20 protein-coding genes are annotated in these 25,540 nt (G+C 44.6%); 8 read left to right on the forward strand and 12 right to left on the reverse strand.

The window, feature by feature from the left end:
* Positions 1-67 precede the first annotated feature (67 nt).
* Positions 68-1,174, reverse strand: a complete 1,107-nt coding sequence (locus AM279_RS17915; RefSeq protein ID WP_054409419.1) for an ABC transporter permease — start codon at positions 1,172-1,174, stop codon at positions 68-70.
* 7 nt (positions 1,175-1,181) lie between these two features.
* Positions 1,182-3,377, reverse strand: coding sequence for a carboxy terminal-processing peptidase (locus tag AM279_RS17920; protein WP_054409420.1), 2,196 nt, complete (start codon positions 3,375-3,377; stop codon positions 1,182-1,184).
* A gap of 396 nt (positions 3,378-3,773) precedes the next feature.
* Here AM279_RS17920 and AM279_RS17925 point away from each other — a divergent pair, with 396 nt between their 5' ends.
* The 6 genes from AM279_RS17925 to AM279_RS17950 all read left to right on the forward strand — a co-directional run bounded on the left by AM279_RS17925 (position 3,774) and on the right by AM279_RS17950 (position 9,695).
* Positions 3,774-4,220, forward strand: a complete 447-nt coding sequence (locus tag AM279_RS17925; protein ID WP_143090311.1) for a hypothetical protein — start codon at positions 3,774-3,776, stop codon at positions 4,218-4,220.
* Between the two features lie 124 nt (positions 4,221-4,344).
* Positions 4,345-5,103, forward strand: a complete 759-nt coding sequence (locus tag AM279_RS17930) for a DUF2490 domain-containing protein (RefSeq protein WP_054409422.1) — start codon at positions 4,345-4,347, stop codon at positions 5,101-5,103.
* Between the two features lie 59 nt (positions 5,104-5,162).
* Entirely contained in the window at positions 5,163-5,648 is a 486-nt protein-coding gene (locus tag AM279_RS17935; protein WP_054409423.1) for a hypothetical protein, read from the forward strand.
* A 42-nt stretch (positions 5,649-5,690) separates the two neighbouring features.
* Positions 5,691-6,803: a lipid-A-disaccharide synthase gene (lpxB, locus tag AM279_RS17940; RefSeq protein WP_054409424.1), complete on the forward strand. Its 1,113-nt coding sequence runs from the start codon at positions 5,691-5,693 to the stop codon at positions 6,801-6,803.
* Between the two features lie 73 nt (positions 6,804-6,876).
* Positions 6,877-7,653 carry a C40 family peptidase gene (locus AM279_RS17945; RefSeq protein ID WP_054409425.1) on the forward strand — a complete coding sequence of 259 codons (777 nt, stop codon included), beginning with the start codon at positions 6,877-6,879 and terminating at the stop codon, positions 7,651-7,653.
* A 29-nt stretch (positions 7,654-7,682) separates the two neighbouring features.
* Complete coding sequence (locus AM279_RS17950; RefSeq protein WP_054409426.1) at positions 7,683-9,695, forward strand: ComEC/Rec2 family competence protein; 2,013 nt, start codon at positions 7,683-7,685, stop codon at positions 9,693-9,695.
* Positions 9,696-9,700: 5 nt separating this feature from the next.
* On the opposite strand, the gene AM279_RS17955 is transcribed toward AM279_RS17950, so the two are convergent.
* From AM279_RS17955 to AM279_RS17970, 4 genes are read right to left on the reverse strand one after another with little or no spacing between them, the layout of a single operon-like run.
* Complete coding sequence (locus tag AM279_RS17955; protein ID WP_054409427.1) at positions 9,701-10,165, reverse strand: thioredoxin family protein; 465 nt, start codon at positions 10,163-10,165, stop codon at positions 9,701-9,703.
* Positions 10,166-10,209: 44 nt separating this feature from the next.
* Positions 10,210-11,970: a peptide MFS transporter gene (locus AM279_RS17960; protein ID WP_054409428.1), complete on the reverse strand. Its 1,761-nt coding sequence runs from the start codon at positions 11,968-11,970 to the stop codon at positions 10,210-10,212.
* A gap of 22 nt (positions 11,971-11,992) precedes the next feature.
* Positions 11,993-13,615, reverse strand: a complete 1,623-nt coding sequence (locus tag AM279_RS17965) for a peptide MFS transporter (RefSeq protein ID WP_054409429.1) — start codon at positions 13,613-13,615, stop codon at positions 11,993-11,995.
* A 3-nt stretch (positions 13,616-13,618) separates the two neighbouring features.
* On the reverse strand, positions 13,619-15,775 hold the full coding sequence (locus AM279_RS17970) for a S9 family peptidase (RefSeq protein WP_143090312.1): 2,157 nt from the start codon (positions 15,773-15,775) through the stop codon (positions 13,619-13,621).
* Positions 15,776-15,942: 167 nt separating this feature from the next.
* On the opposite strand from AM279_RS17970, the gene AM279_RS17975 reads away from it, so the two are divergent.
* Both AM279_RS17975 and AM279_RS17980 read left to right on the forward strand, forming a co-directional pair.
* Complete coding sequence (locus tag AM279_RS17975) at positions 15,943-17,295, forward strand: hydroxymethylglutaryl-CoA reductase, degradative (RefSeq protein ID WP_054409431.1); 1,353 nt, start codon at positions 15,943-15,945, stop codon at positions 17,293-17,295.
* Positions 17,273-18,181 carry a GYDIA family GHMP kinase gene (locus AM279_RS17980; RefSeq protein WP_074961394.1) on the forward strand — a complete coding sequence of 303 codons (909 nt, stop codon included), beginning with the start codon at positions 17,273-17,275 and terminating at the stop codon, positions 18,179-18,181. The genes AM279_RS17975 and AM279_RS17980 overlap by 23 nt, the downstream gene beginning before the upstream one ends.
* A 174-nt stretch (positions 18,182-18,355) precedes the next feature.
* On the opposite strand, the gene rodA is transcribed toward AM279_RS17980, so the two are convergent.
* The 6 genes from rodA to purH all read right to left on the reverse strand — a co-directional run bounded on the left by rodA (position 18,356) and on the right by purH (position 25,449).
* Positions 18,356-19,612, reverse strand: coding sequence for a rod shape-determining protein RodA (rodA, locus tag AM279_RS17985; RefSeq protein ID WP_054409433.1), 1,257 nt, complete (start codon positions 19,610-19,612; stop codon positions 18,356-18,358).
* Positions 19,613-21,475: a penicillin-binding protein 2 gene (mrdA, locus tag AM279_RS17990; RefSeq protein ID WP_054409434.1), complete on the reverse strand. Its 1,863-nt coding sequence runs from the start codon at positions 21,473-21,475 to the stop codon at positions 19,613-19,615.
* Entirely contained in the window at positions 21,472-21,978 is a 507-nt protein-coding gene (locus tag AM279_RS17995) for a hypothetical protein (RefSeq protein WP_054409435.1), read from the reverse strand. Before AM279_RS17995 ends, mrdA begins: the two co-directional genes overlap by 4 nt.
* Positions 21,978-22,811: a rod shape-determining protein MreC gene (gene mreC / locus AM279_RS18000; protein ID WP_054409436.1), complete on the reverse strand. Its 834-nt coding sequence runs from the start codon at positions 22,809-22,811 to the stop codon at positions 21,978-21,980. The genes AM279_RS17995 and mreC overlap by 1 nt, the downstream gene beginning before the upstream one ends.
* An 11-nt stretch (positions 22,812-22,822) precedes the next feature.
* Complete coding sequence (locus AM279_RS18005) at positions 22,823-23,851, reverse strand: rod shape-determining protein (protein WP_054409437.1); 1,029 nt, start codon at positions 23,849-23,851, stop codon at positions 22,823-22,825.
* A 62-nt stretch (positions 23,852-23,913) separates the two neighbouring features.
* Positions 23,914-25,449, reverse strand: coding sequence for a bifunctional phosphoribosylaminoimidazolecarboxamide formyltransferase/IMP cyclohydrolase (gene purH, locus AM279_RS18010; protein WP_054409438.1), 1,536 nt, complete (start codon positions 25,447-25,449; stop codon positions 23,914-23,916).
* Positions 25,450-25,540 lie beyond the last annotated feature (91 nt).

Consider the following 25,540-nt stretch of genomic DNA (forward strand, 5'->3'; position numbering starts at 1 on the left):
GAAGCTACAAATACTTTTCGATGGTGAATTAATTTTGGTTGCCGTTATCTCAGTTGTTTTGTTAGGCTTACTCTGATTTTACATCCAGCGCATCACGCAGGGCATTACCGGCCATCATAAAGGCTAATACAAGCAATAACATGGCAATACCCGGGGCCATTGCCAGCCACGGTTTGCCTAATATAATGTAGTTGTAGTGGTCTTTTATCATGCCGCCCCAGCTGGGTACAGGCGGCTGTGCGCCAAGCCCCAGGAAACTAAGGCCGCTTTCAACCAGTATGGCGCTAGCAAAGTTGGCGGCAGATATTACAATAACCGGTGCCATGCTGTTGGGTAGTATATGGTTAAAGATAATGCGCCCGTTGCGGTAGCCCAGTGCCCGTGCGGCAGTAACAAACTGCATTTGCTTAATGCTCATTACCTGCCCGCGTACTACGCGTGCTACTTCTACCCACATGGTGAGGCCTACAGCTACAAACACCTGCCAGAACCCTTTACCCAGTGCCAGTGTTATAGCAATAACCAGCAGTAGGGTAGGGATGGACCAGATGATGTTTACCAGCCACATAACAAAAGCATCTACCTTGCCGCCATAATAGCCTGCTATAGCCCCGAAAAAGATGCCAACTACTAAAGATATCAATACAGCCACAAAACCTATTGAGAGCGATACCCTGCTGCCTATAATAAGTCTGCTTAGCAGGTCGCGGCCCTGGCTATCGGTACCCAGCAGGAATTTTTGTTGCGATATGTATTCCTTTTCAAAGGTTTTGCCATCTGTTAGGCTGAATTCTGACAGCGGTAGTGTTTTGGTGACCGAAAGGTCGGGGTCAGTACTATACTCGCGAAAGGTAATGCTGTCGCCGTTTATGGCATAGTTAAGTATGGGTACTTTAGGCTGCGGGTTTTTAATGCCGGTAAAATATTCGCTAAAAGCCATTGTGCGGTTACCGTTGCCCGGCAGGCGCAGCATGGTAACGGTAAAGCCCGGTGGCTTGCTGTGTATGGCCAGGTCGCCCCAGTTGGCGTTAGCGGTTTTATCGGGTGCCAGCACATAGGCAAACACCGCCACAAGCAGCAGCAGTGTTATGAATATAAAACTTAAAACGCCCCAAAGGTTCCTGCGGAACTTTTGGAGCGCCAAGCCTGTAAGCGATTTACCGGTTTTATCCATTTAAAGCTTATCGGGTTTTGTTAAGCTGCTTTTCCTGGTTCATGTTTATGGCCGTTTTTGTAGGGCTGTTTTGCATGTCATTCAGTACGTTAAGCGCTTCTTCTACATATATGTCTTTGCTCAGGCTGTCATACCAGGCCTGTTTTTTCTCACCAAGGGCAGGGTCTTTTTTAAAGGCTTCTTTTTCATAAGGCAGGGCCTCAAATACAAGGTTGTTTTTGTACTTGTTCAGCTCTTTAAACTTATTGGCAAAAGCATCGCTCTTATCCTGCTCGGCCTTAAACTTATCTATGTTAAGGCTAAAGGTGTTTTCGTCTTTCTTGTCGTTAACAAAGTGTGCATTTTCGTCCATCAGTTTAAACTGAGGGTTAGCAGCCACCCTTTTTTTGCTGTTAGCAATTACCGAGCTAAAGTCATTATTAAGGCGCTTAAAGTCGGCTACCGGTATTTTGTCCCAAGGTAGTGCGTTGTCGCTGTCGCGTTCGCCTATATCTACATACGTATATTTATCCGGAAGCACAACATCGCTCTTAACGCCTTCGCGCTGGGTAGAACCGCCGTTTACACGGTAAAACTTCTGGGTGGTAATTTTAATGGCACCCAGGTCGCCAAAGCTGCTGCTACGCATAAAGTTGTTCAGGTCATAAATATTCTGAACAGTACCTTTACCATAGGTTTGCTTGCTGCCCAATATCAGGCCGCGGTTATAATCCTGTATCGCTGCTGCAAAAATCTCTGATGCCGATGCCGAGAAGTTGTTAACCAGTACTACAAGCGGGCCGTCCCACTGTATTTTAGAGTCGGTGTCGTTAAGCACCTTTGCGCTCTTATCGCGTTCGCGCACCTGTACAACAGGGCCTTTATTTATAAATAGCCCTGCAATATCTACCACGGTTTTAAGCGATCCGCCGCCATTATCCCTAAGGTCTATAATAAGGCCTTCAACACCTTCCTTTTTAAGCCTTTCAACTTCAACGGCCATATCTTTGGCAGCGTCGCGGTTGTCCTGGTTTTCAAAGTCAATGTAAAATTTAGGCAGGTAAATAATACCGTATTTTTTGCCGTTCTTGTTTACAATGCTTGACTTGGCATAGGTTTCTTCAATCTCTACCACCTCACGCACAAGAGAGTATACCTTTATGCTGCCGTCTACCTTTTTAACGGTAAGGCGCACTTCTGTGCCTTTAGGGCCTTTAATTTTCTTAACCACATCGTCAAGCCTCATACCGGCAATATCAATAGCGTCGTCTTTGCCCTGGGCCACTTTCATAATCATGTCGCCTTGTTCAAGCTCTTTGCTTCTCCATGCAGGGCCGCCCGGTATAAGTTCAGATATTTCAATATACTCGCCTTTCTTTTGCAGGCGTGCACCAATACCTTCAAGGGAACCCCTCATGCTGGTGTCAAACTTCTCTTTTTCGTCTGGTGCGAAATAGAACGTGTGCGGGTCAAAACGCTCTACAATAGAGTTCAGGTATATGCTAAACCATTCGTCGCGCTTAATGCCGTCTACAAACTCAAAGTACTCGTTAAGCGACTTAAGGGTTGCTTCGCGGGCTTCTTTTTCAAGCTCTGCAAACGATTTGTTTTTGGTGTCAGGTTTGGTAGCAGCCGGTTCGTTTTTAGCATCGGCCTTATCTGCAGTGCCTGCCTGTAGCTTTTCTTTATCGGTTACCGATGAAAGTACCGATAGCTTAAGCTGCTTTTCCCAACGCTCGCGCAGTGCGGCATCGTTTTTTGGGTACGGCTGCTTTTCATAATCTACGTTAATGCTTTCGTTTTTGCTAAAGTCAAATGGCTTTGCAAGAATATCGCGGTAGTATTTTTCGGCTTCCTTGGTGCGTGTAACAAGACGGTCATATGTAAGGTTAAAGAAGCTTACATCGCGGTCTTTAATCTGGTCGTCAAGCAGGGTTTCATATTTGGCAAACTCCGCTACGTCGGCCTGTGTAAAAAACCTCTTGCTTGGGTCAAGCGACTCAAGGTATGATTTGTAAACACCTTTACTAAAGTTGTCGTCTATAGTTGCGGGGCTGTAATGGCCGTTTTCTATTACATAGGTAAGCAGGTCAATAAGCGTCTTGTCTTTGTCTGTATTGCCTTTGCCCTGGGCAAAAAGCGTACAGCTAAGCAGTGCGCTGCCTGCAAGGGCAACCAGCGCAAATTTATAGTTTCTCTTCATAAATCTTAAAAAAGCTTTCATTTCAATTCTCTGGTGGTAATAGGTACAATAAAAAGCGTGCCAAAAATTTTAGGGGATAATCTACAGCATGGGCACTGCCTGTATTGTATAGTTAACTAACGTAAAAGTACAACTCTTATTTCAATATTACTAAAGGGCTAATAAAAATACTCTATACTAAAATAGGTAGCTATATGTGAATAAATGTTACAGTTTTGCAATATATAATTATGTTATTAGAGAAAGAGTTAAGTAAAAAGTTAAAAATATTTATTTAGGTTAAGGTTTTGATTTTTAGTGTTTTGATGTATTCTTGTGCTGTTAAAAATAACTTTTTTCAAAAATTTTGTTACAAAAGTGTTTTGTGTTCGTTTAGATGGAGAACAATTAATCATCAATCATTTAAATCAATCAACAATGAAAAAAGTTCTTTTATTTGCCTCTATGGCAGCAGTAATGGCTTCATGCAGCGACGACGATTCGGCAAACACAGCAGTAAGCCTTGGCGGCACCTGGAAAGTAACAGCCTTAACATCCGGCACTCCGGTAGACATTAACATGGATGGTAATGCTTCTACAAACCTTATTGCCGAAACAGGCTGCTTTGGTAATACCAAGCTGGTATTTGGCGCTAACAACACAGTTGTGCTGTATGCAGAAGAGTTTACCTTTGATGCTACAGCCGAAGACCTAACCTGCGAGATACAGCCTGCACAAAACGGAACTTATGTTCAGGATGGTAATACTGTAGCTGTTACTGTAGGCGAATATGTTGTTGAGTTTACCAAATCAGGCAACACTATGACTGCATCTGAGGTAGACGAAGAATGGGGTAACACTACTACTGTGTTTACCAAACAGTAATCATCTTACCTAAAGAAATTGTACCCCTGCCATGTGCGGGGGTGTTTTTTTTGCCCTGTTTTATCAAAATCCAGATTCTTTCCAGATTGTAGTGCCAACTTGCGGTATATAACAATTTGAGGATATGAAAAAGATTGTAGCGTTAGTAGTTGTTCTGTTTTTTGTAAATACCACCAAAGGCCAGATAAGCCCGCCGGGGCTGGGGGATACAAATACCGCCGTGTGGACGGCCCTGGGTGTAAAAGAACAGCTGGACAGCCTTAATGCAATAACTGTATATGCCGGTATGGGCAGGATTAGCGGGCCGGGTAGCGATAACCCTTTAGATAAACCCTCTATAGGCGTGCTGAATGCCGAGGTATACCATACCCTTTCTACCCATTTTAAATACAGCTATGCCATGAGCTACCGCAGGCAAAGCCAGTATACTGATGCATACCCATATCATTTAGAACACCCTGCTATAAAACAGGAGTTCAGGGCTTATGGCAGGCTGGCCTATAGCTTTAAGGGCAATAACGGCGGCAAGTATTCGCTTACGCTGAGGCAGGAAGTGCGCGAGTTTTTTGCACCTGACTTTAATGCCCAAAGCTATGAGCTGCAACTGCGCACCAGGGTTAAAGCCGGTGTGTGGATGCCGTTAGGTAATGATGGAAATGGCTTAACCGGTACTGCCGAAGCGCTCTTTTCAATTGCTGATGAACACGGTAGCTGGGGTAATTATGAATATAAAGAGAGCCGTTTTTGCCTGTATTATACCTATGTGCCGGTTCCTCGCATGGTGGTAGACGTTGGGTATATGAACGACCTCATGGGTTATGGCCACCATATAGCCGATGCCAATTATCTTGCAGTAGATGTGGTGCTGGTAGATGTGTTTTAGTTGTAGGTTATTGCGGCATAATGTTTGTAAGTAATTTCCTGAACCAAAAAAAACAATCCATGAAAAAGATTACGTTATTCGCCGCACTTGCCTCAGTACTGTTTGTTTCGTGTTCTGATGATGATAACAATAATGCCCAGCCGGTAGGAGGCACATGGGTACTCACAAAAATTGTACTGCCCGATAATATAGCTTATGATGCCAATGGCGATGGTGTTATTTCCGAAAACCATCTTGATGAAACCTCTTGTTTTGATACAACATCTATAATTTTTGGAGCTTCAAATACAGCAGTATTTACCGGGCATTGCCTTTCTGAAAGCGATGGCCCTGAGCTAACATCTTACATACAGCAGGGTAGTAATGTAACGTTTAGCTATGCCTCAACCCCCACATACAACCGCACGGCAACTTATGTGCTAAATGGCAACACACTTACGGCTACTTTAAATTATGAGTCGGACGATTATGTGCCCGGTTATGGCAACTTTGCCGATACCTCCATATTTTTATATGGCGCGACTCTTACCTACACTAAAATGTAAATTATAAACAAAAACAGTATTTTTGCTGAAAACCAAAAGGCAATGAGATACTACATCATAGCGGGCGAGGCCAGCGGAGACCTGCACGGCAGCAACCTTATGAAGCAACTTTATAAGGCCGACCCACAGGCTGATATACGCTTTTGGGGCGGCGACCTTATGCAGGCAGCAGGCGGAACGCTCGTTAAGCACTACCGCGACCTGGCTTTTATGGGCTTTGCCGAAGTGGTGGCTAACCTGGGTACCATCCTTAAAAATATAAAACTTTGTAAAGAAGACATACTGGCTTTTAAACCCGATGTTATTGTGTTTATAGACTATCCGGGCTTTAACATGCGTATTGCTAAATGGGCTAAAGAACTGGGTATTAAAACACATTATTACATATCACCGCAAATATGGGCGTGGAAAGAAAACCGCATTAAGGCCATTAAGCGCGATGTAGATAAAATGTACATTATCCTGCCGTTTGAAAAGGAGTTTTATGAGCAAAAACACAATTTTGCGGTAGAATTTGTAGGCCATCCGCTTATTGATGCCATACACAACCGCACCCCGACCGATAAGGAAGCGTTTATAAAAGAAAACGGGCTCGACCACCGCCCTGTTATTGCCTTACTGCCAGGAAGCCGCAAGCAGGAAATTGCAAAAATGCTGGAACTGATGCTTTCGGTTGTAGATGATTTTCCGGATTACCAGTTTGTAATAGCAGGCGCCCCCGCGCAGGAATATGATTTTTACAAGCAGTTTTTAACCAATCCTCGGGTACATTTTGTAAACAACAAAACCTATGATTTGCTTAGCGTTGCGCATGCAGCACTGGTAACATCGGGCACGGCAACGCTGGAAACCGCTTTGTTTAAAGTGCCGGAAGTAGTGTGCTATCGCGGCAGCTGGATTAGCTACCAGATTGCAAAGCGCGTTATTACGCTAAAATACATATCACTTGTAAATCTTATTATGGATAAAGAGGTGGTAAAAGAACTTATACAAAGTGAGCTCAATAAAAAAAATATACAGGCCGAACTGTTAAAAATTTTAGCGCCCGATACCCGCCAAAACCTGCTGAAACAGTATGATTTACTGGAAGAAAAGCTGGGTGGGGCAGGGGCAAGCAGCAGGGTGGCGCAGCTCATAGTCAAAGATTTAACATAGATTCTTAATTTTATATTAATCTAACTTTCTTATATTTGTAAAAAACCAAGTCGAATTTGAAAAAATAAAAGTTTTGAAGCATATCCAATCCCTGTCACTTACCTTACTATTACTGATTACCTCATTTAGCGTTACCGCGCAAATTGTAACCTCTAAGAAGGAAGCCCAGGCGAAAGGCATTTATTCGTATGCTGAAAAACCGTCATCGGCAAAAATCCCAACCTCTTCTTCGCAGCAAAAATCACAGGTAAGGCAGGAAACCGTAGCCGCGGTTGATGCCCTTACGGCAAATGTAGCGCCTGCCCCGGCAGTTTCAGCGGCTCCAGCTAAAGCTGAAAAGCCTGCTAAAAAAGAAGAACCTAAGAAAAACAAAAAGGCCAAAAAAGAGGAAGTAGCAGTTAAAGACGAACCTACCCCGGCCGGTTTTACCCCAGACCCTTATGAAAGCTACTTTGCCCAGCAGGTAGTAAACAACGCCATGCAGTTTGAAGGCGTGCGTTACCGTGGCGGTGGCACAACCCCGGCAGGTATGGACTGCTCTGGCATGGTGTATGCCACATTCCAGATTTTTGATGTAACATTACCGCGCAGCTCTGCTGATATGGCCGCTAATGCCGGGCATGAAATAAAGCTTGGCGAGGTTAAAAAAGGCGACCTGCTGTTTTTTGACAACAACCCTTATAAAAAACGCGTTAACCACGTGGGCCTTGTAACCGAAGTTACCGAGGAGGGCGAGGTTAAGTTTATACACTCAACCCTGAGCAGCGGTGTAATAGTTTCGTCTATGAACGAGCCGTATTACATTAAAACGTATGTTCAGGCAAACAGGGTTATAGACGACATACAGTAGTATATGGTATTTCAATATCCGCTGCACTTATGATATTGAAATACCCCATAATCCCCATAACATTTTTTACGGCACTGGGCATTTTTGCAGGCTATTTGCAGCCTGATAAAAGCGTTGTGCTGATTTGTGCTTTACTTTCAGCCTTATTATTGCTTACTGCATGGTGGCAGTCTAAACAAGTGCTGCTGCAAAAACCGTGGTTTACCGTAGCTGCCTGGTTGCTGGCATTTTCACTGGGCATGGCGGTGCAATACCTCCATTTCGGGCCCAATAAAGGCTTGCATTATACCCATGCCAAAATTGAAAACCCCGTAATCAGGGGAGTAATATCTGAAAGGCTTAAACCAAATAAGTATTCCGAAAAATATTACCTTGAGGTTACGGCTGTAGATAAGCAGCCTGCCGTGGGGACTATTTTGGTAAACATGCCCAAAGACAAATTTGCCAAGACCCTGCACCCCGGCGATGTGCTTTTTGTAGCAGGTTCTCCCCAACCCATAACCAATGCCCGCAACCCCTACCAGTTTGATTATGCTGCTTACATGGCTAAGCAGGATGTATTCCACCAAATAAACCTTAAGGGCAATTATATTATTGCAGGGCAGGAGCGTGATTTTAGTTACTACATACAGAAGCTTCGTGACAGGCTTATAGGCAGCTTCTCCATCCATAATTTTAAACCGCAAACGCTACAGGTTATCAATGCGCTGTTGTTCGGCCAGCGGCAGGATATGGATAAACAAACCACCGATAGCTACACCAGTGCAGGGGTGGTGCACATACTGGCCATATCAGGCCTGCACTTTGCACTGTTGTTCTGGGCGCTGAGCAGGCTGCTTGCCCCATTAAAGCGCGTGCCTAAATTAGGTAATGTGGGGCATTTTATTATTGTGTTGGGGCTTATGTGGGGCTTTGCGTTTATTACCGGATTATCGGCCTCTGTGGTGCGTGCGGTGGTAATGTTTACCATTGTAATGGCAGGCGATGCCCTAAACCGCAGGGCAAATATTTACAACTCGCTGGCAGTATCTATGCTGTTGCTGCTTATTGCCAAACCTGCCTTTTTATTTGATGCCGGTTTCCAGCTCAGTTACCTCGCCGTGTTTGCCATTGTGGGGCTGCAACCGCTGTACAACAGGCTGAAGCGTTCTAAATATAAAGCCTTACAGTGGGTTAAAGATACCGTTGCTATATCGTTTATAGCACAGGTGGGGGTACTGCCCGTTACGCTGTATTATTTTAACCAGTTTCCGTTATTGTTTTTACTGGCTAATGTGGTGGTAATACCGCTGTCTAACCTGGTATTGGGGCTGGGTATTGCAACACTGCTGCTCAATTTTACCATTCCCGCAGTGGCAATATGGGTGGGCAAGGCGCTTGAATTCAGTATTGAAATTATGAATGGCTTTATTGCCTGGGTAGCTTCGTTTGAAAGCCTTGTAATCAAAAATATCCCTTTTACGCTGCTGCTGAATGTGCTATTGTACGCGGTAATACTGCTGTTGGTACAATGGCTGTATAAAAGGCGGTTTAAATATGCTGTGGCGTGCCTGTGCAGTATTATAGTCTTTCAGCTTGCCTACATGATAACTTCATACAATGCTAAAGAAGACGAGGAGCTGGTTATTTTCCACAACTACAAATCATCGTTGCTTGCGCAGAAAAATCCCGCCGGTATTACCGTTATGAGTGCTGATACCCTTGCGCTGCAAAACCGCGTAATTGCTGATTATATCAAAGGCAGTTTTAATCCGACTGTGAGGTTAAAACCAATGAGGCAGCTGCTGTGGCACAACGGTACAAAAGTTTTGGTGCTCGATAACCTTGCTGTTTATCCTGCCGGAATAAAACCCGACGTGCTGGTGCTTACACAGAATACTAAAGTAAACCTTAACCGTGTGTTGCACGACCTGAAGCCTGCCCACGTAGTGGCCGACGGTACCAGCCATAAAAACGTGGTAGCCCGATGGGCCGCTACCTGCCAAAAACAAAATATCCCTTTTCATGCTACTGCCGAAAAGGGATACTATACTGTGAAATAATCTTGTTATGATTTTTTAATAAACGGGTTGGCCGATTCAATCCACTTGGCAGGGCCTCCGGCTACATAGCCTGTATTGCCCAGTGCGTTGAGGTTGGTTTTGCCTTCGGCGTTTTTCTCTGCCGTTACAAACCACACCGTAGGATAACCGCGCACTTTTAACGCCTGGCTTATCTGGGCATTTTGTGCCTTTATTTCCTGCGGCTGTTCTTTCCTACGCGGAAAATCAAGCTCAACCAGTATTACATTTTCTTTGGCCCAGGTAGTAAACTCCTCGGTTTTAAACACTTCTTTTTGCAGTTTCATGCACCACCCGCACCAGTCGCTGCCTGTAAAAAACAGCATAAGGGGCTTTTTTGTGGCTACACTTTGCTCAACCGCTTTATTCATATCGGTATACCACTCCTGTTCCTGCGCATTAACGCCTATAAACCCAAGGGTAAAGGCCAGTGCCAATATAAATTTTTTCATAGTCTTTAATGTTTAAGTGCTTAAGCCAAATACTGTGCCGTTTATTAATGCACGCCGTGCATTAGTTTTTTTAGCGGTCGGTTAAGGGCTATGACTATTAAGCCTGCCGCAACCGGAACAATGGTAAAGATCAGGAAAAATGTTGAAAGAGAGTACTCTTTAGTGATGTTTTCAATTTGTCCGCCAAGAATGGCCGCAAGCTTGTTGCCTATTGCAATAGCAAGGTACCACATACCAAACATAAAGGCAATCATCCTGCCCGGTACCAGTTTAGATACATAAGATAATCCTACCGGTGAAAGGAATAATTCGCCAAGTGTGTGGAACAGGTAGGCCAGTACAAGCCATATCATGCTCACTTTTACACCTGTAGTAATGCCATAAGCGCCAAAGGCAAGCAGGCCAAAGCCTATTGCCATGATAATAAGGCCAAGGCCATATTTGTAGGCTGCAGGTGGGTTGTACTTGCTATCCCACAGTTTAGAAACGCCCGATGCAAGTGCAATAATAAAGAATGAGTTAAGTATGCTAAACCAAGATACTGTTATTTCTGAAGATTCAGCTGTAAGGTATTGATACAGCATCCATCCTGCAATAGCCCAAATACCAATAAAGCAAATGGCAAGTACAATGTTAGATGCCGGTGTGGTGTTCCAGGTTTGTTTAGCAAGCAGTATAAGTACCCATGTAACAATAGCCAGAGGCACAACAGTAAGCAGTGAGTTTATGATGTTAAATGCTACAAGCGAGTTGCCGGCAAGCGACCTGTCTACATTATCGCGGGCAAAAATTACCAGCGATGAAGCACCCTGCTCAAAAGACATCCAGAAGAATACTGTGAAGAATGCAAAGATAATAACGGCTACCATCCTGTCGCGCACTACGGTTGTGTAGCGTGCTATACGTGTAATAACAAGGAAAAGGAACAGTATTAGCGCTATAAGCACAATTACGTTTTGGCCGGTAACACCACCTACTTCAAACGGAAACATATTGATGCCGCCAATTTTAGAAAGGGGGTCGTTAAAAGCATATAAAAGGCCTAATACGGTAGACACGGCAATAAGCACGTAATCAACCATAGTAAAAGGGTTTCTTTTATCCTCTGCATTTGCAGAAGATTTTGCAGCGGCTTCTTCAGCTATTCTTTTTTCTTTAGAAGGTACATCGCCAATAGTGCCAAAAAGCGGTTTGGCCAGCCAAAACTGTAGTGTGCCCAAAAGCATAAAGATACCGGCAAGGCCAAAGCCCCAGTGCCAGCCCTGTGTTTCGGCAAGGTAGCCACAAAGCATCATACCAAAGAAGGCGCCTGCATTTACACCCATATAGAAAATGGTATAGGCACCGTCTTTCCTTTCGGGGAACTGCTTATACATTTCAGATAGTATAGAGGTCATGTTTGGTTTAAAGAAACCGGTACCAATAACCAATAGTGCAAGCCCGGTATACAGCATAACAGGCGTGTCAAGCGCCATAGCGGCGTGGCCCAGCGTCATGATTATAGAGCCAATAACTACAGCCCAACGGTAGCCAATATAACGGTCGGCTACAATACCGCCAAAAATAGGGGTAATATACAGCAGCATGGCATAGGTGCCATATAGTGCACCGGCATTTTCGGCCGACCAGCCCCAGCCGGGGTTAGAGCCTAAAATGGCTGTTGTAAGGAAATTTATTAAAAGTACCCTCATTCCGTAGAACGAGAAACGCTCCCACATTTCGGTAAAGAACAGTACAAAAAGCCCGGAAGGGTGCCCCAGTACCGTTGATTTAAAAAAGTCGTTAGACGTTGTAGTTGTCGACATATATATTTAGTTGTAATTTTTATTATTTTACGTCCTGCATAAGCTTGCGCACCAGTGGCGATATGGCTATAAGCACCACACCTGCTATAACCGCATATAGGGCAAGCTGTTGGTAGCCGTCAGTATACGTAATAAGTTTTTGTTGTAGCGAATCGTTTTCGCCGCCCTCACTAAGCCCTGCACCCAGGATACCTGCCACATACTGGCCATAGGCGCTTGCCAGGAACCACATACCCATCATTACACCCTGCAATTTTTGCGGAGACAATTTTGTCATTATAGACAGGCCTATGGGCGAAAGGCAAAGCTCGCCAAAAGTAATGATAAAATAAGCTACCACAAAAACATCAAGGCTTGCAATGCCCGAACCGGCTATTACCTCAAAAAAGCGTGTTGCATAAAATGTGTAGAAACCGCCTGCAAGGAATAAAAACCCAAGCCCGAATTTTACTACAGTATTAGGTTCAATTTTTTTCTTTGCCATTGCCACCCATACAAGGCCTACTATAGGCGCGAATATGATAACAAATACAGAGTTTGCTGCATTGTTTACACCGTTAGGGTCAAGCGTAAGTGTGCCTGCTACCACGTTGTTAAGGTTTTTAGCAGCAAAGAGGCTTAATGAACCACCGCTTTGCTCGAAAAAAGCCCAGAATATTATAGAAAAAACTATAAATACAAGGGCAGCGATAAGCTTTTTACTTTCTTCCCACGTGTGCCTGCTCATTTCATATACCAGGTACACTAACGTTAAGGGACCTATGGTATACATAAAATAATCAGTATATTCTGTTTTGGCAACCATAGCCATAATAACAGGTATAAGCACAAGTGTAAGGGCATATACAGCATACTCATACCATGCCTTGCCTGATTTTACAGTAAGAGCCACTTTGGTGGGTTCAGCCGGAGCAGTGCCAAAGCTGTCGGCTTCGGTAAATTTCTTAACAGTATTGTCTTCGCGTTTAAAAGGGGATAAACCTATTGGTCCCAGTGTTTTTTGTGTGAAGATAAACGTTACAAGGCTTATGGTCATTACAATTCCGGCAAGGCCAAAGGCTACATTCCATGTGTATTCAGCAGGTATAAAGCTGGTAAAGAGCTGCCCTTTGCCTATGGCAATACAGGCATATCCGCCAAGCAGCGCACCAATGTTAATGCCTGAGTAAAACATAGAGAAGCCTGCATCACGGCGTGCATCGCCTTTTTTGTAAAGCGCACCCACCATTGTTGAAATGTTCGGTTTGAAGAAGCCTGTGCCAATTACGGTAAAGCTAATACCCAGGAAGAAATTACTTTCTGGGAAAGGGTCGAATGCCAGGATGGCACTGCCCACAATCATTAAAATACCACCCCAGAACAACGACTTGCGGAAGCCTAAAATCTTATCAGCGAAAAGCCCGCCAATAAACGTAAAGGCGTAAACAAAAGCCTGTGTGGCACCATATTGCAGGTTAGCCTGGCTATCGCTCATGTGGCCGCCATTTTCAAGGATAAGGTGTGTAACCATAAAATAGGTAAGCACACCGCGCATACCATAAAAGCAAAAGCGCTCCCACATTTCAGAAAAGAAAAGTCCCCAAAGCTGCTTTGGGTATTTGCCTTTAAAGTCCTGTATTTGTTCTAAGGTTAGGTCCTGGCTCATGTATTATAAATTCTCTTTTATAAAGTTTGTCATTTTTGTAAACAGGTGTATGCGGGTAAATCCTCCGTAAATGCCGTGGTTTTTATCAGGATAAATGGCCCAGTCAAACTGTTTGTTTGCCTGTACAAGCGCCTCTACCATAAGCATAGTGTTTTGCAGGTGTACGTTGTCATCGGCGCTGCCGTGTACCAAGAGGTACTTGCCTTTAAGTTTTTTAACGTGGTTTATGGGCGAGTTTTCGTCATACCCGCTTGCATTTTCCTGTGGGGTTTGCATATAGCGTTCAGTATATACGCTGTCATAAAAACGCCAGTTGGTAACCGGTGCAACGGCAATTGCTGCCTTAAATACATCGGCCCCTTTAAGTATACAGTTGCTGCTCATAAAACCGCCGTAGCTCCAGCCCCAAATGCCTATGCGTGCAGCATCTACATACGGGTATTGTGCAATAACCTTTGCAGCGTCTATCTGGTCTTCCACCTCATATTTGCCCAGTTCTTTATAGGTTACTTTTTTAAAGGCAGCACCTTTAAAGCCCGTTCCGCGGCCGTCTACACAAGCCACAATATAGCCTTCCTGAGCCAGCATATAAAACCAGTAGTCATTATAGCTGTTCCACTGGTTGGCCACTTCCTGGCTGCCGGGGCCGCTGTACTGATACATAAGCACCGGGTATTTTTTAGAAGCGTCAAAGTTTTTAGGCTTAATAAACCATGCATTCAGTTCGTGGCCTTTTTCGGTTTTAATGGTGGTGAATTCTTTTACAGGCATATTATAGCCCTCAAGCTTTTTAAGCAGGGTGTTGTTGTTAAGCACTTCCTTAACCACCTTGCCGTCTTTAGCGCTGTTTAGCGTAAAGATTTCGGGCTGTGTAGCGCTTGAAAAGTTGTTGAGGTACAGGCTAAAATCAGGGCTGAATTTAGCATCGCTGGTGCCGGCCTGGCTGCTTAGCCTTACTTTGTTTTTACCATTTATGTTTATGCGGTACACATCGCGGTTTATAGAACCGTTTTCTACCGACTGGTAAAAAATATTGCCGGTTTTAGCGTCAAAGCCATAGTAAGACGTTACTTCCCATTTGCCGGCAGTAACCTGCTTGATAAGCTTGCCGGTTTTGGCATAGTGGTATATGTGGTTGTAGCCGTCTTTTTCGCTGGTCCAGATAAAGCTGTTATCGTTAAGGAATGTAAGGTTATCGGTAACATCTACATAAGCGTTGTCTTTTTCGTTAAGCACCACTTTGGCAGTGCCGGTGGCAGCATCAACAAAAATAAGGTCGAGGTTGTTTTGGTGGCGGTTTATAACCTGTGCACTCAGTGTGTTGGCATCGTTAGTCCACTTTATACGCGGAATGTAGAAATCAGTATAATCGCCCAGTTTTATTTGGCTTGAAGCCCCTGTTTTAAGGTCGTAAATATGCAGGCTAACGGTAGCGTTCTTTTCGCCGGCCTTTGGATATTTAAATTTGTATTCCTGCGGATATAGGGTGCCCTGGTAATATTCCATAGTAAATTCAGGAACCTCAGTCTCATCAAAACGGATGTAGGCTATTTTATCTCCGGCCTTGTTCCAGTCAAAAGCGCGCACAAAGGCAAATTCTTCCTCATACACCCAGTCGGTAATGCCGTTTATAATGCTGTTACGCTTGCCATCGGTAGTAATTTGCTTACTGGTTTTTGCAGCAATATCAAACACATACAGGTTATTGGCATAGCCGTAAGCCACTTTAGTACCATCTGCCGAAAATACCGGTTCCTGCACCTTGTTTTCAGAAAGTTGCGTAAGCGTTTTGGCTGCAATATCATAAATATAATACGTAGCGGTAAACGAGTGCCTGTAAATAGGCTCGCTGCCTGTAGCTACCAGTATTTTCTTCTCGTCAGTGCTAAAGGTATAGCTGTCAATACCGCCTTTAAGCTGGCTGAAGCCCTTGCCCTCAAGCAGCGTGCTTACTTTAGCCAGTGTGGCAAAATCGTACAAATCTATGCTGTTGCCGTTAAGTACAGTGTACTGGTTGGTATTCTTGAGGGTGTTGAGTTCGTCCATACCCTGGGCACGGAAACCACCCCTCCAGATTTCGTCGAGGGTTATTTTTTGCTGTGCTACAGCCGGCAATGCGGCTATTAAAAAGAATAAAACAGGCTTTAAGAAATATTTCATTTTATTAATGATAAAAAAACTGTCAATTTTAGTAAAATTTTATGAGATATGAGCTGTTTTTTTTGTTAAACTGAATTTCTGCGAAAACTTTACTGATTAATTAATTTTTGGCGTAAGCCGGGCATAAGGCGTATCTTTGCAGGGTAATTTTTATTAAGCTCCTGAGAATGAGTAATACTATAGCGGGTTTTAGCAAACTGGGTAAGGAACAGAAAATAGAATGGCTTACCAGTCATTATTTTGCCGACCCAAATGCAGCCGCAACCATCCTGAAACAATACTGGAATGATGATGCCGCGCTGCAAAAACTGCACGACGAATTTATAGAAAACACCGTTTCTAACTTTTACCTTCCGCTGGGTGTGGCGCCCGGTTTTGTAATAAACGGAAAAGAATATGTGCTGCCCATGGCGGTTGAGGAAAGCAGCGTAGTGGCTGCCGCGGCGCGTTCGGCTAAATTCTGGGCAAAGCGAGGCGGCTTTAAAGCTACGGTTATCAGCACCGAAAAAATAGGGCAGGTACACTTTTTATATAAAGGGGATGCTGCAAAGCTACAGGCGTTTTTTGATGCTATAAAGTCTGCTTTCTTTACTTCAACCGAAGACCTTACTAAAAATATGCAGAAACGTGGCGGCGGTATTCTTGATATTGAGCTGCGCGATAAAACCACATTACTGCCCAATTACTACCAGCTGCACGCTACGTTTGAAACGGTAGACAGTATGGGGGCTAACTTCATAAACTCATGCCTGGAGCAGTTTGCCAATACGCTAAAGGCGCAGGCGCTGGGTTATGATGCCTTTACCGAATGCGAACAGCACATAGAGGTTATAATGAGTATTTTGAGCAACTATGTGCCCAACTGTGTGGTGCGTGCCGAAGTATCATGCCCGGTTAGTGACCTTAATGACGACAAAAATATAAAGCCGGAAGACTTTGCCCAAAAGTTTGTTACTGCCGTTCAGGTGGCGCAGGTAGAGCCTTTCCGTGCGGTTACGCATAATAAAGGCATTATGAACGGTATTGATGCCGTGGTGGTGGCAACGGGTAATGACTTTCGTGCGGTAGAAGCCGGGGTACACGCTTATGCCGCCAAAGACGGACAGTACCGCAGCCTGAGCCATGCCAAAATTGAAGACGGTATTTTTACCTTTTGGCTTGATGTGCCGCTGGCTTTGGGCACCGTGGGCGGGTTAACCACCCTGCACCCATTGGTAAAGCTGTGCCTGGAGATGCTGGGCAACCCGTCTGCTAAAGAGCTGATGCAGTTTGTGGCGGTGGCAGGCCTTGCGCAAAACTTTGCTGCCGTGAGATCGCTTACCACAACGGGAATACAACAGGGACACATGAAAATGCACCTGATGAACATACTCAACCAGCTGGGGGCTAACGACCTTGAAAAGCACGCAGCCGTAAAGCATTTTGAAACTGCAACGGTAAGCCACTCAGGCGTGGCTGATTTTATTGAAGAACTCCGCAAAAACGACCCCACAAAAATTGAAGAAGACTTTTTACGCTAACGGAAAGCTCTTTATAATGGGCGAATATACCGTGCTTGATGGCTCGGCGGCTTTTGCATTGCCTACAAAATTCGGGCAGAGCCTGGAGGTACAAAACAGGGCAGGGGATACCCTGCTATGGAAAAGCCATGATGCCGACGGTACGCTTTGGCTTGAAGCCGAAATACCGGTTAATGATATTGTTGCTAACAACGGGCAATCGCATCCTGAAGCGACACAAATGCTTATAAAAGTATTGCACGAAGCGCACAAGGCTAATCCTGAAATACTGGCTAATGGAGGGTTTGAGGTGGTAACCAAACTTACATTTCCGCGCTTGTGGGGATTGGGCACATCGTCTACATTTATTGCCCTGGTGGCAGAATGGTTTGGTATTGATGCGTATGAATTGCTTGCCAATACCTTTGGCGGAAGCGGGTATGATATTGCCTGTGCACAGCACGATATGGCTGTTTTATATACTAAAACGGCAAATGAGCCCATAGTTGAAACGTTTGATTTTAACCCGCCGTTTGCTCACAACCTATACTTTGTTTACCTCAATAAAAAGCAGAACAGCCGTGAAGCCATTGCCGCTTACCGCGAAAGGAATTTTGACCGCCCGGCTCTGGTAGCGCAAATCAATAAACTTATTGAAGCGCTTGTTGCTGCCCCTGATTTAAGCTCTTTTGCATCGGCGTTAGAAAAGCAGGAAGCTTTAGTGGGCGGTGTGCTGGGCATTGCCCCGGTGCAGGAACGCCTGTTTCCTGATTTTAAAGGTGTGGTAAAAAGCCTGGGTGCCTGGGGCGGCGATTTTATTTTGGCCGCTACCGAAGAAAATCCAACTGAATACTTTAAGACGAAAGGCTATGATGTTGTGGTGCCGTATGGCGAGATGATCTTGTAGTTATTCCGCAAAGTTTTTTTGCCACGAATTCCACGAATCTCACTAATTAATTTTCGATAATTAGTAAGATTCGTGGCTTGATATGAATTTAATTTTGTATGCCTTTGTTGAAAGTAGCAAACAACTTTAAAACCAACTCCCAACCCTAAACAAAATAACCTGAGCGAAGCGAGCCTACCACTCGTTTACCCTGTTTGCATCGAGCTTTATAAAGATAAACAGCAGTATGGTAAATGCCCAGAAGCTCGATCCTCCGTAAGAGAAAAACGGCAGCGGCACACCCACAGTGGGGAACAGCCTGATAAGCATGGCGATATTCACAAAAAAGTGCATGAAGAGTATGGCGGCTACACAATAGCCATAAGTACGGCTGAATTTGGTTTTTTGCCTTTCTGCCAGGTAAATAATGCGGAACAGTAATGTTATTAGCATTATAATCACAATTATTGATCCTGCAAAGCCCCATTCTTCGCCTACTGTAGTAAAAATATAGTCGGTGTGCTGTTCGGGTACAAAGCCGCCCTTGGTTTGTGTGCCCTCAAGGTAGCCTTTGCCCAGCCATCCGCCCGAACCAATGGCAATCTGCGCCTGGTTGAGGTTGTAGCCCTCGGCTTTTAAATCTACATCTTTACCAAAAAGCACATTTATACGGTCTTTTTGGTGGGGTTCGAGCACATTATCATACACATAGCTAACCGAAAACACAAACGCACTTGCGGCAACAAGTATCAGGGTGTAGGCTATGGGGTTTCGGTTTACGCGTTTGGCTGTGAGGTAGTGCAGGCCTAACACTACTACAAGAAGTATGATAACAAAAATGGGTTTTATAACGAGTGCCAGCAGGAACAGCCCTACGGCAGAGAATCCGGCAATAAGGTACCAGGCAGGTAATCCTTCGCGGTACAGTACAAATACAAGCGACAGGAATATCATGGCACTACCGGCATCGGGCTGCATCATGATGAGCAATATGGGCCCGCCTATTATGGCAAAGGCTACCAGCTGGTGGTTAACCTTTTGCAGGTTTACCTGAACATCACTCAGATATTTACTGAGTACTAATGATGTGGCTATCTTGGCAAATTCAGAGGGTTGCAAGCTAAAGCCGCCAAAGGCATACCAGTTGGTTTGCCCCTTGCGTTCTGTACCAAAAATAAAGAGGCCGGCAAGTAACAGTATGGAAAGCCCGTAAAAGATAAAAGCGTACTTGTCAAATATCTTGGCATCTATAGAAAGCATAACAATTATAAGCGGGATACTGCCCAGTATAAACAGTATCTGCTTGCCGTATACCTGGTTGAGGTCGAATATAGAGGTAGCCTCACGCGGCAGCGATGCCGAGTAAATAGTCATCCACCCCATAATGGCCAAAACCATGTACAGTAGTATGGTTATCCAGTCTACACTATTGGTTACGCTCTGGTTCTTCATTTAGTGGTTAATGCTAAACGGCATGCCGCTTGTATATTTATCATAAGTAGCCTTAAGGCCGTTGTGCAGTATGTACTCTTCGCGGGCTTTTTGGGTAAGCGCTTCGCCCTTCAGGTATTTTTCTATCATAAGGCTGGCAATAGGGCCTGCCCAGCGTGCACCCCAATACCCGTTTTCTATAAACACTGCAATGGCAATTTTAGGGTTTTCCTTTGGTGCAAACGCCACAAAAATAGAGTGGTCGTCAAGCTGTGTGCGCACGCCGCCTATTTTTGCAAAGTTTTCGGCAGTACCGGTTTTACCACAAATTTCTATGCCTTCAACCTTTAAGCGACTTGCCGTACCAAAGTTATACACGTCAAACAATCCCTGTATAACCGGGTTGTAGTATTGCTGCGCAATGGTGGTAACGTGCTTTGTGGTAAACTTTTTATCTATAGTGCCGCCTTCAATTTTCTTGATGATGTGAGGGGTGTAGTACCAGCCCTTGTTAGCCACAGTGGCCATCATGTTTGCCAGCTGTATGGGGGTCATTTTGATTTCGCCCTGGCCAATAGAGTTTGATATAATGGTGCTGCTCCTCCAGCCCCCGTTGGGGTAAAAACGCTTGTAGAATTTTGCAGTAGGTATAAGCCCCTTGCGCCCCGGAGGCAGGTCATAACCCAAAAAGTCTCCCAGGCCAAAGCTTTGCAGGTGGCTGGCCCAGGCATTAACGCCGAGGTCTGGCTTGCCGTATTTATCTATGGTAAGTTTAAAGGTATTGGCAAAATACGTATTGCACGAGTGGTATATACCCGAGTTGAGGTTGTTTGTACCGCTGTCGTGGCATTTCATAAACGCACCGCGGCCGTAGCTAAAGCCATGGCGGCACACAAAGGTGCTGTTTTCGTCTATAACCTCTTCCTGCAGGCCTACAAGCCCGGTAAGTATTTTAAAAGGTGAGCCCGGCGGATATTCTGCCAGGAGGCCACGGTCAAACAGGGGTATGCCTATGGTGTCCCTTTCAAGGGCCAGGTAGTTTTTAGAACGGTCGCGGCCCACAAGCAGCGCCGGGTCATAATTAGGTGCTGTAACCAGTGCCAGTATTTCGCCGGTTGAGGGCTCTAAGGCTACAATACCGCCACGCTTTTCAAACATTAGCGACTCGCCATATTTTTGAAGCTCCATATCAAGCGTAAGGGTTATATCCTTACCCTGAACGGCTATGGTATCATAAATACCCTCTTTAAAAGAGCCTATTTCGCGGTTAAAGCGGTCTTTTTGTATGTACTTAACGCCCTTGGTGCCACGCAGTACTTCTTCATATACTTCTTCCACACCCTGGCGGCCTATAAGGTCTCCGCTTTTGTAGTAGGGGTTTTTCTGTATAATGGCATCGTTAACCTGCTGTATGTAGCCAAACACGTTAGCGCCGGCAGTAAGCTGGTAATCGCGCAGGGAACGCTTTACAATATCAAAGCCTTTAAAGCGGCGTATTTTTTCCTGGAAGGCGGCAAACTCCTTTTTACTGAGCTGCGGCAAGAAAATAGAGGGCAGGCGCGGGCTGTACACGTTGGCCTTTTTCATGCGCAGGTCATAATAGGCGCGGTCTATGTGCAGCAGGTTGCACAGCTCGTTTACATCTACATCATCGGCCACCTCGTTTGGGGTAACCATAATATCATAAGACGGCTGGTTGGCCACCATAAGCTTATTGTTACGGTCATAAATATAACCGCGCTCAGGGTATTCGTATTTTATTTTGTAGGCGTTGTTGTCGCTTTTTTTAATCCAGGAGTCATCAACAATCTGCAAATAAAAAAGCCGCGCAATTATTAGTAATGTAGCCGAGATAATAATTATGGGCAGTAATAGCTTTCTCATTCTTTTGCAGGCTTAATAAGGTATATAACAATAAGACTTATTATAAGCGTAAATATTGTGGTGTAGAGTGCATTTAACAGTGTGCTGAAAATAAGCCCAAGGTTAAAGACCTCCAAAAGGTACAAAATTAAATGGTGCGTTACAATACACATAAGGATAAACGAGAACCTTTCGGGCGAAAGCCTGTCGTTGATTTTTATGGTCTGGTATTCAAAACTAACACCAAAGGCCAGCTTAAAGTAGTTGCGCCTAACGTAGGCCAGCACCACACAGGCCGCCGCATGGGGGCCGCTGGTATCAAGAAACATATCTACACACAGCCCCAGGAAAAATGCACTAACCAGCAATGCCGCCCTGTTGCCGTTTACCGGAAAGAGCAGTATGAATAAAATATAAGGGTAGGGGTTTAGAAAGCCAAACAGGTTAATATGGTTAAGCACCATTACCTGCAATGTCAGTAATCCTATAAAACGGAATATGTTTACTAATACCGTACTGTTCATTATTTTGTAGTGGTGGGTGTGGTAGCTTCCTCTAATTTAATAATCTCGTCCCTGTGCTTGTTTTCTACAATATAAATATAGTCAAGGCTGGTCATGTCGTTAAACAACTTTATGTCGAGCTCAAAATAGTTAGTAACCGTGTTTCTGTTTACTTTATAAATAGTACCTATAGGTATGTTTTCAGGAAAAATAGTACTCTCTGCACCGGTAACAATAGTGTCGCCTACTGTTACCTCGGCAAGCCGGGGCACATCTGTAAGCTGGGCATAGCCGGTGTTTTTACCGTTCCAGGTAAGGGTGCCAAAGTGGTTGTTTTTCTTGATTTTTGCACCAAGCCTGAAATCTTTATTCAGCACGCTTATTACCGTGGCATAATTGGCTGATGTTTGTTCTATATAGCCTACCACGCCGCGGCTGCTTAAAACGCCCATGTCTTTACGCACGCCGTCGTTATAGCCTATGTTTAGGGTAAGGTAGTTTTTTTGGCGGCTAAAGGCGTTTTTAATCACCTTGCCCTGTATAACCTTATAATCGGCAAAGGCGGGGTCTATTTTAATCTCGGGCCTGTTTGCGGTGTCCTGCGTGTTGTACAGCAGGCTTTGCAGGCGGGCATTTTCAAAGGCCAGGGCCTGGTTTTGCTCGCGCAGGTTAAAGTAGGCCTTAATGTTATTTACCTGTTCATATACATAGCCGCTAACCGCATTAGCCGATGATACCGCCCTGCTGCGGTGGTAAGAGTGGCTTTGTATGGTAAAGATTAACGATATGCCCAAAAGCAGCAAAAACAGTAAGAATATACTGTTTTTATATAGAAAATTAAATATTTGCTGCATTTGCTATCTCGTTATTTTATAAGGATGCTCCTGTATTTTGGTATGTTTTTTAGTGTCATTCCGGTGCCGCGCACAACTGCCCTAAGCGGGTCTTCGGCAATATAAACGGGCAGGTCGGTTTTTTGTGAAATCCTTTTATCAAGGCCCCTTAGCATACTACCGCCGCCGGCAAGGTAAATACCGGTGTTGTAAATATCGGCAGCAAGCTCAGGAGGCGTTTGGCTCAGGGTTTCCATAACCGCATCTTCAATACGCTGGATTGACTTATCAAGCGCTTTGGCAATTTCGCGGTAGCTAACATCTACCTGCTTAGGCTTGCCTGTTAAAAGGTCACGCCCCTGTACGCTCATATCTTCCGGTGGGCTGTCCAGCTCTTCAAGGGCTGCGCCTATTTGTATCTTAATTTTTTCGGCAGTGCTTTCACCCACAAACAGGTTGTGCTGGGTGCGCATGTAGTACACAATATCATTAGTAAACACGTCGCCCGCAATTTTAACCGATTTATCGCACACAATACCGCCCAATGCTATAACGGCAATTTCTGTAGTACCGCCACCTATGTCTACAATCATGTTGCCCTTGGGCTGCATAATATCTATGCCAATACCTATTGCTGCTGCCATAGGCTCGTGTATAAGGTAAACTTCTTTACCGTTTACACGCTCTGCACTTTCTTTAACCGCACGCATTTCTACCTCTGTAATGCCGCTTGGTATGCAAATAACCAGGCGGAGGGCAGGGGTAAAGAGCTTCTTTTTAAGGGCCGGTATGCTTTTTATAAACATACTCATCATCTTTTCAGAGGCATCAAAATCGGCAATTACACCATCTTTTAGGGGGCGTATGGTTTTAATGTTTTCATGGGTCTTGCCCTGCATCATATTAGCCTCCTTACCCACGGCAATAATTTTGCCGCTAACGCGGTCGCGGGCTACTATGCTGGGGCTGTCTATAACTACTTTATCGTTATGTATTATGAGGGTATTTGCGGTGCCAAGGTCAATGGCAATATCCTCAGTCATGAAATCAAAAAATCCCATAGGTGTGTGTGCGGGTTATATATTTATAATGTTTGCGTTTTAAGCTTACAAAAGTACTAAAATTAATGTTTAAAATGACGTACTCCTGTAAATACCATGCTCACGCCGTTTTCGTTACAGTAGTTTATGCTAAGCTCGTCTTTAATAGACCCGCCCGGCTGAATTACAGCTGTAATGCCTGCCTGTTTAGCCAGTTCCACACAATCAGGGAACGGGAAGAAAGCATCGCTTGCCATAACAGCGCCCTCAAGGCTAAAGCCAAATGAGTGTGCTTTTTCTACTGCCTGCCTTAGCGCATCTACACGGCTGGTCTGGCCGGTACCGCTGGCTATAAGCTGTCCGTTTTTAGCAAATACAATAGTATTAGATTTAGTGTGCTTGCATATTTTAGATGCAAACAGCAGGTCGTCGATTTCCTGCGTAGAAGGTGATGTTACTGTAACGGTGGTTAGTATGCCTTTATTGTCGGTAATATTGTCTTTATCCTGTACTAAAATTCCGTTAAGGCATGTACGCACCTGTGTTGCAGGAAGTTCTACCTCGTTTTGGATTAAAATAATTCGGTTCTTTTTTTCCTGAAGTATGGTAACAGCCTCATCGCTATACCCCGGTGCAATAACCACCTCGCAGAAAAGCTTGTTGATTTCCTCAGCTGCATCCTTATCAATAGCCGCGTTTGCAATAAGCACACCGCCAAAAGCAGAAGTTGGGTCGGCAGCAAGGGCATCAAGGTATGCTTCTTTAACCGTTTGGCGGGTTGCAATACCACAGGCATTGTTGTGCTTAAGTATGGCAAATGTAGGGTTGTCGTTTTTAAACTCGCCTATAAGGTTTACAGCAGCATCTACATCAAGCAGGTTGTTGTAGCTAAGCTCTTTGCCGTGCAGCTTTGTAAACATAGTGTCTAAGCCACCAAAGAAATAACCCTTTTGGTGCGGGTTTTCGCCATAGCGCAGTATTTGCCCACCGGCAACACTTTGCTTGTATATGGTTTCGTCTGTATCCTGGCTGTTAAAGTAGTTGAATATGGCAGTATCATAGTGCGATGAAGTGTGGAATGCCTTTGCAGCAAAAAGTTTCCTTTCCTCCAGCGTGGTGCCGCCGTTGTTTTTGTTATACGCGTCAAGGAACAGGCCATACTGGTCTACCGATGCCACAATAACGGTGTCTTTAAAATTCTTTGCCGCCGCACGGATAAGCGATATGCCGCCTATGTCTATCTTCTCGATAATATCGGCTTCAGAAGCGCCGCTTGCCACGGTTTTTTCAAACGGGTAAAGGTCTACAATAACCAGGTCTATTTGTGGTATATCATACTCTTTCATTTGCGCTACGTCTCCCTCATGGTCCTGGCGGTTTAGTATGCCACCAAAAACTTTAGGGTGCAGGGTTTTTACACGGCCGCCAAGTATTGACGGATAAGACGTTACATCTTCAACCGGCACTACCGGTATGCCCAGGGCTTTTATAAAATCTTCTGTGCCGCCTGTAGAATATATGGTTACATTATTGGCGTGAAGTGCCTTTACAACAGGCTCTAAGCCGTCTTTATAAAATACTGAAATAAGTGCCGATGAAATTGTTTTTGCGCTGCTCATTTGTTGTGTGTTAGTTTAAGGCGCAAAAGTAGTTATAACGCAGGTAACATTCAAAAGCCAAAATGGTTATTTTTATTTAATTTGAAATTTT

The organism is Flavobacterium akiainvivens (assembly GCF_001278115.1).
In the GTDB taxonomy this organism is placed as follows: domain Bacteria; phylum Bacteroidota; class Bacteroidia; order Flavobacteriales; family Flavobacteriaceae; genus Flavobacterium; species Flavobacterium akiainvivens.

Excerpts from the sequence above, each read along its gene's own strand:
- AM279_RS17915 (WP_054409419.1), bottom strand. The coding sequence starts at position 1,174 with ATGGATAAAACCGGTAAATCGCTTACAGGCTTGGCGCTCCAAAAGTTC.
- AM279_RS17920 (WP_054409420.1), bottom strand. The coding sequence starts at position 3,377 with ATGAAAGCTTTTTTAAGATTTATGAAGAGAAACTATAAATTTGCGCTG.
- AM279_RS17925 (WP_143090311.1), top strand. The coding sequence starts at position 3,774 with ATGAAAAAAGTTCTTTTATTTGCCTCTATGGCAGCAGTAATGGCTTCA.
- AM279_RS17930 (WP_054409422.1), top strand. The coding sequence starts at position 4,345 with ATGAAAAAGATTGTAGCGTTAGTAGTTGTTCTGTTTTTTGTAAATACC.
- AM279_RS17935 (WP_054409423.1), top strand. The coding sequence starts at position 5,163 with ATGAAAAAGATTACGTTATTCGCCGCACTTGCCTCAGTACTGTTTGTT.
- lpxB (WP_054409424.1), top strand. The coding sequence starts at position 5,691 with ATGAGATACTACATCATAGCGGGCGAGGCCAGCGGAGACCTGCACGGC.
- AM279_RS17950 (WP_054409426.1), top strand. The coding sequence starts at position 7,683 with ATGATATTGAAATACCCCATAATCCCCATAACATTTTTTACGGCACTG.
- AM279_RS17955 (WP_054409427.1), bottom strand. The coding sequence starts at position 10,165 with ATGAAAAAATTTATATTGGCACTGGCCTTTACCCTTGGGTTTATAGGC.
- AM279_RS17960 (WP_054409428.1), bottom strand. The coding sequence starts at position 11,970 with ATGTCGACAACTACAACGTCTAACGACTTTTTTAAATCAACGGTACTG.
- AM279_RS17965 (WP_054409429.1), bottom strand. The coding sequence starts at position 13,615 with ATGAGCCAGGACCTAACCTTAGAACAAATACAGGACTTTAAAGGCAAA.
- AM279_RS17970 (WP_143090312.1), bottom strand. The coding sequence starts at position 15,775 with ATGAAATATTTCTTAAAGCCTGTTTTATTCTTTTTAATAGCCGCATTG.
- AM279_RS17975 (WP_054409431.1), top strand. The coding sequence starts at position 15,943 with ATGAGTAATACTATAGCGGGTTTTAGCAAACTGGGTAAGGAACAGAAA.
- rodA (WP_054409433.1), bottom strand. The coding sequence starts at position 19,612 with ATGAAGAACCAGAGCGTAACCAATAGTGTAGACTGGATAACCATACTA.
- mrdA (WP_054409434.1), bottom strand. The coding sequence starts at position 21,475 with ATGAGAAAGCTATTACTGCCCATAATTATTATCTCGGCTACATTACTA.
- AM279_RS17995 (WP_054409435.1), bottom strand. The coding sequence starts at position 21,978 with ATGAACAGTACGGTATTAGTAAACATATTCCGTTTTATAGGATTACTG.
- mreC (WP_054409436.1), bottom strand. The coding sequence starts at position 22,811 with ATGCAGCAAATATTTAATTTTCTATATAAAAACAGTATATTCTTACTG.
- AM279_RS18005 (WP_054409437.1), bottom strand. The coding sequence starts at position 23,851 with ATGGGATTTTTTGATTTCATGACTGAGGATATTGCCATTGACCTTGGC.
- purH (WP_054409438.1), bottom strand. The coding sequence starts at position 25,449 with ATGAGCAGCGCAAAAACAATTTCATCGGCACTTATTTCAGTATTTTAT.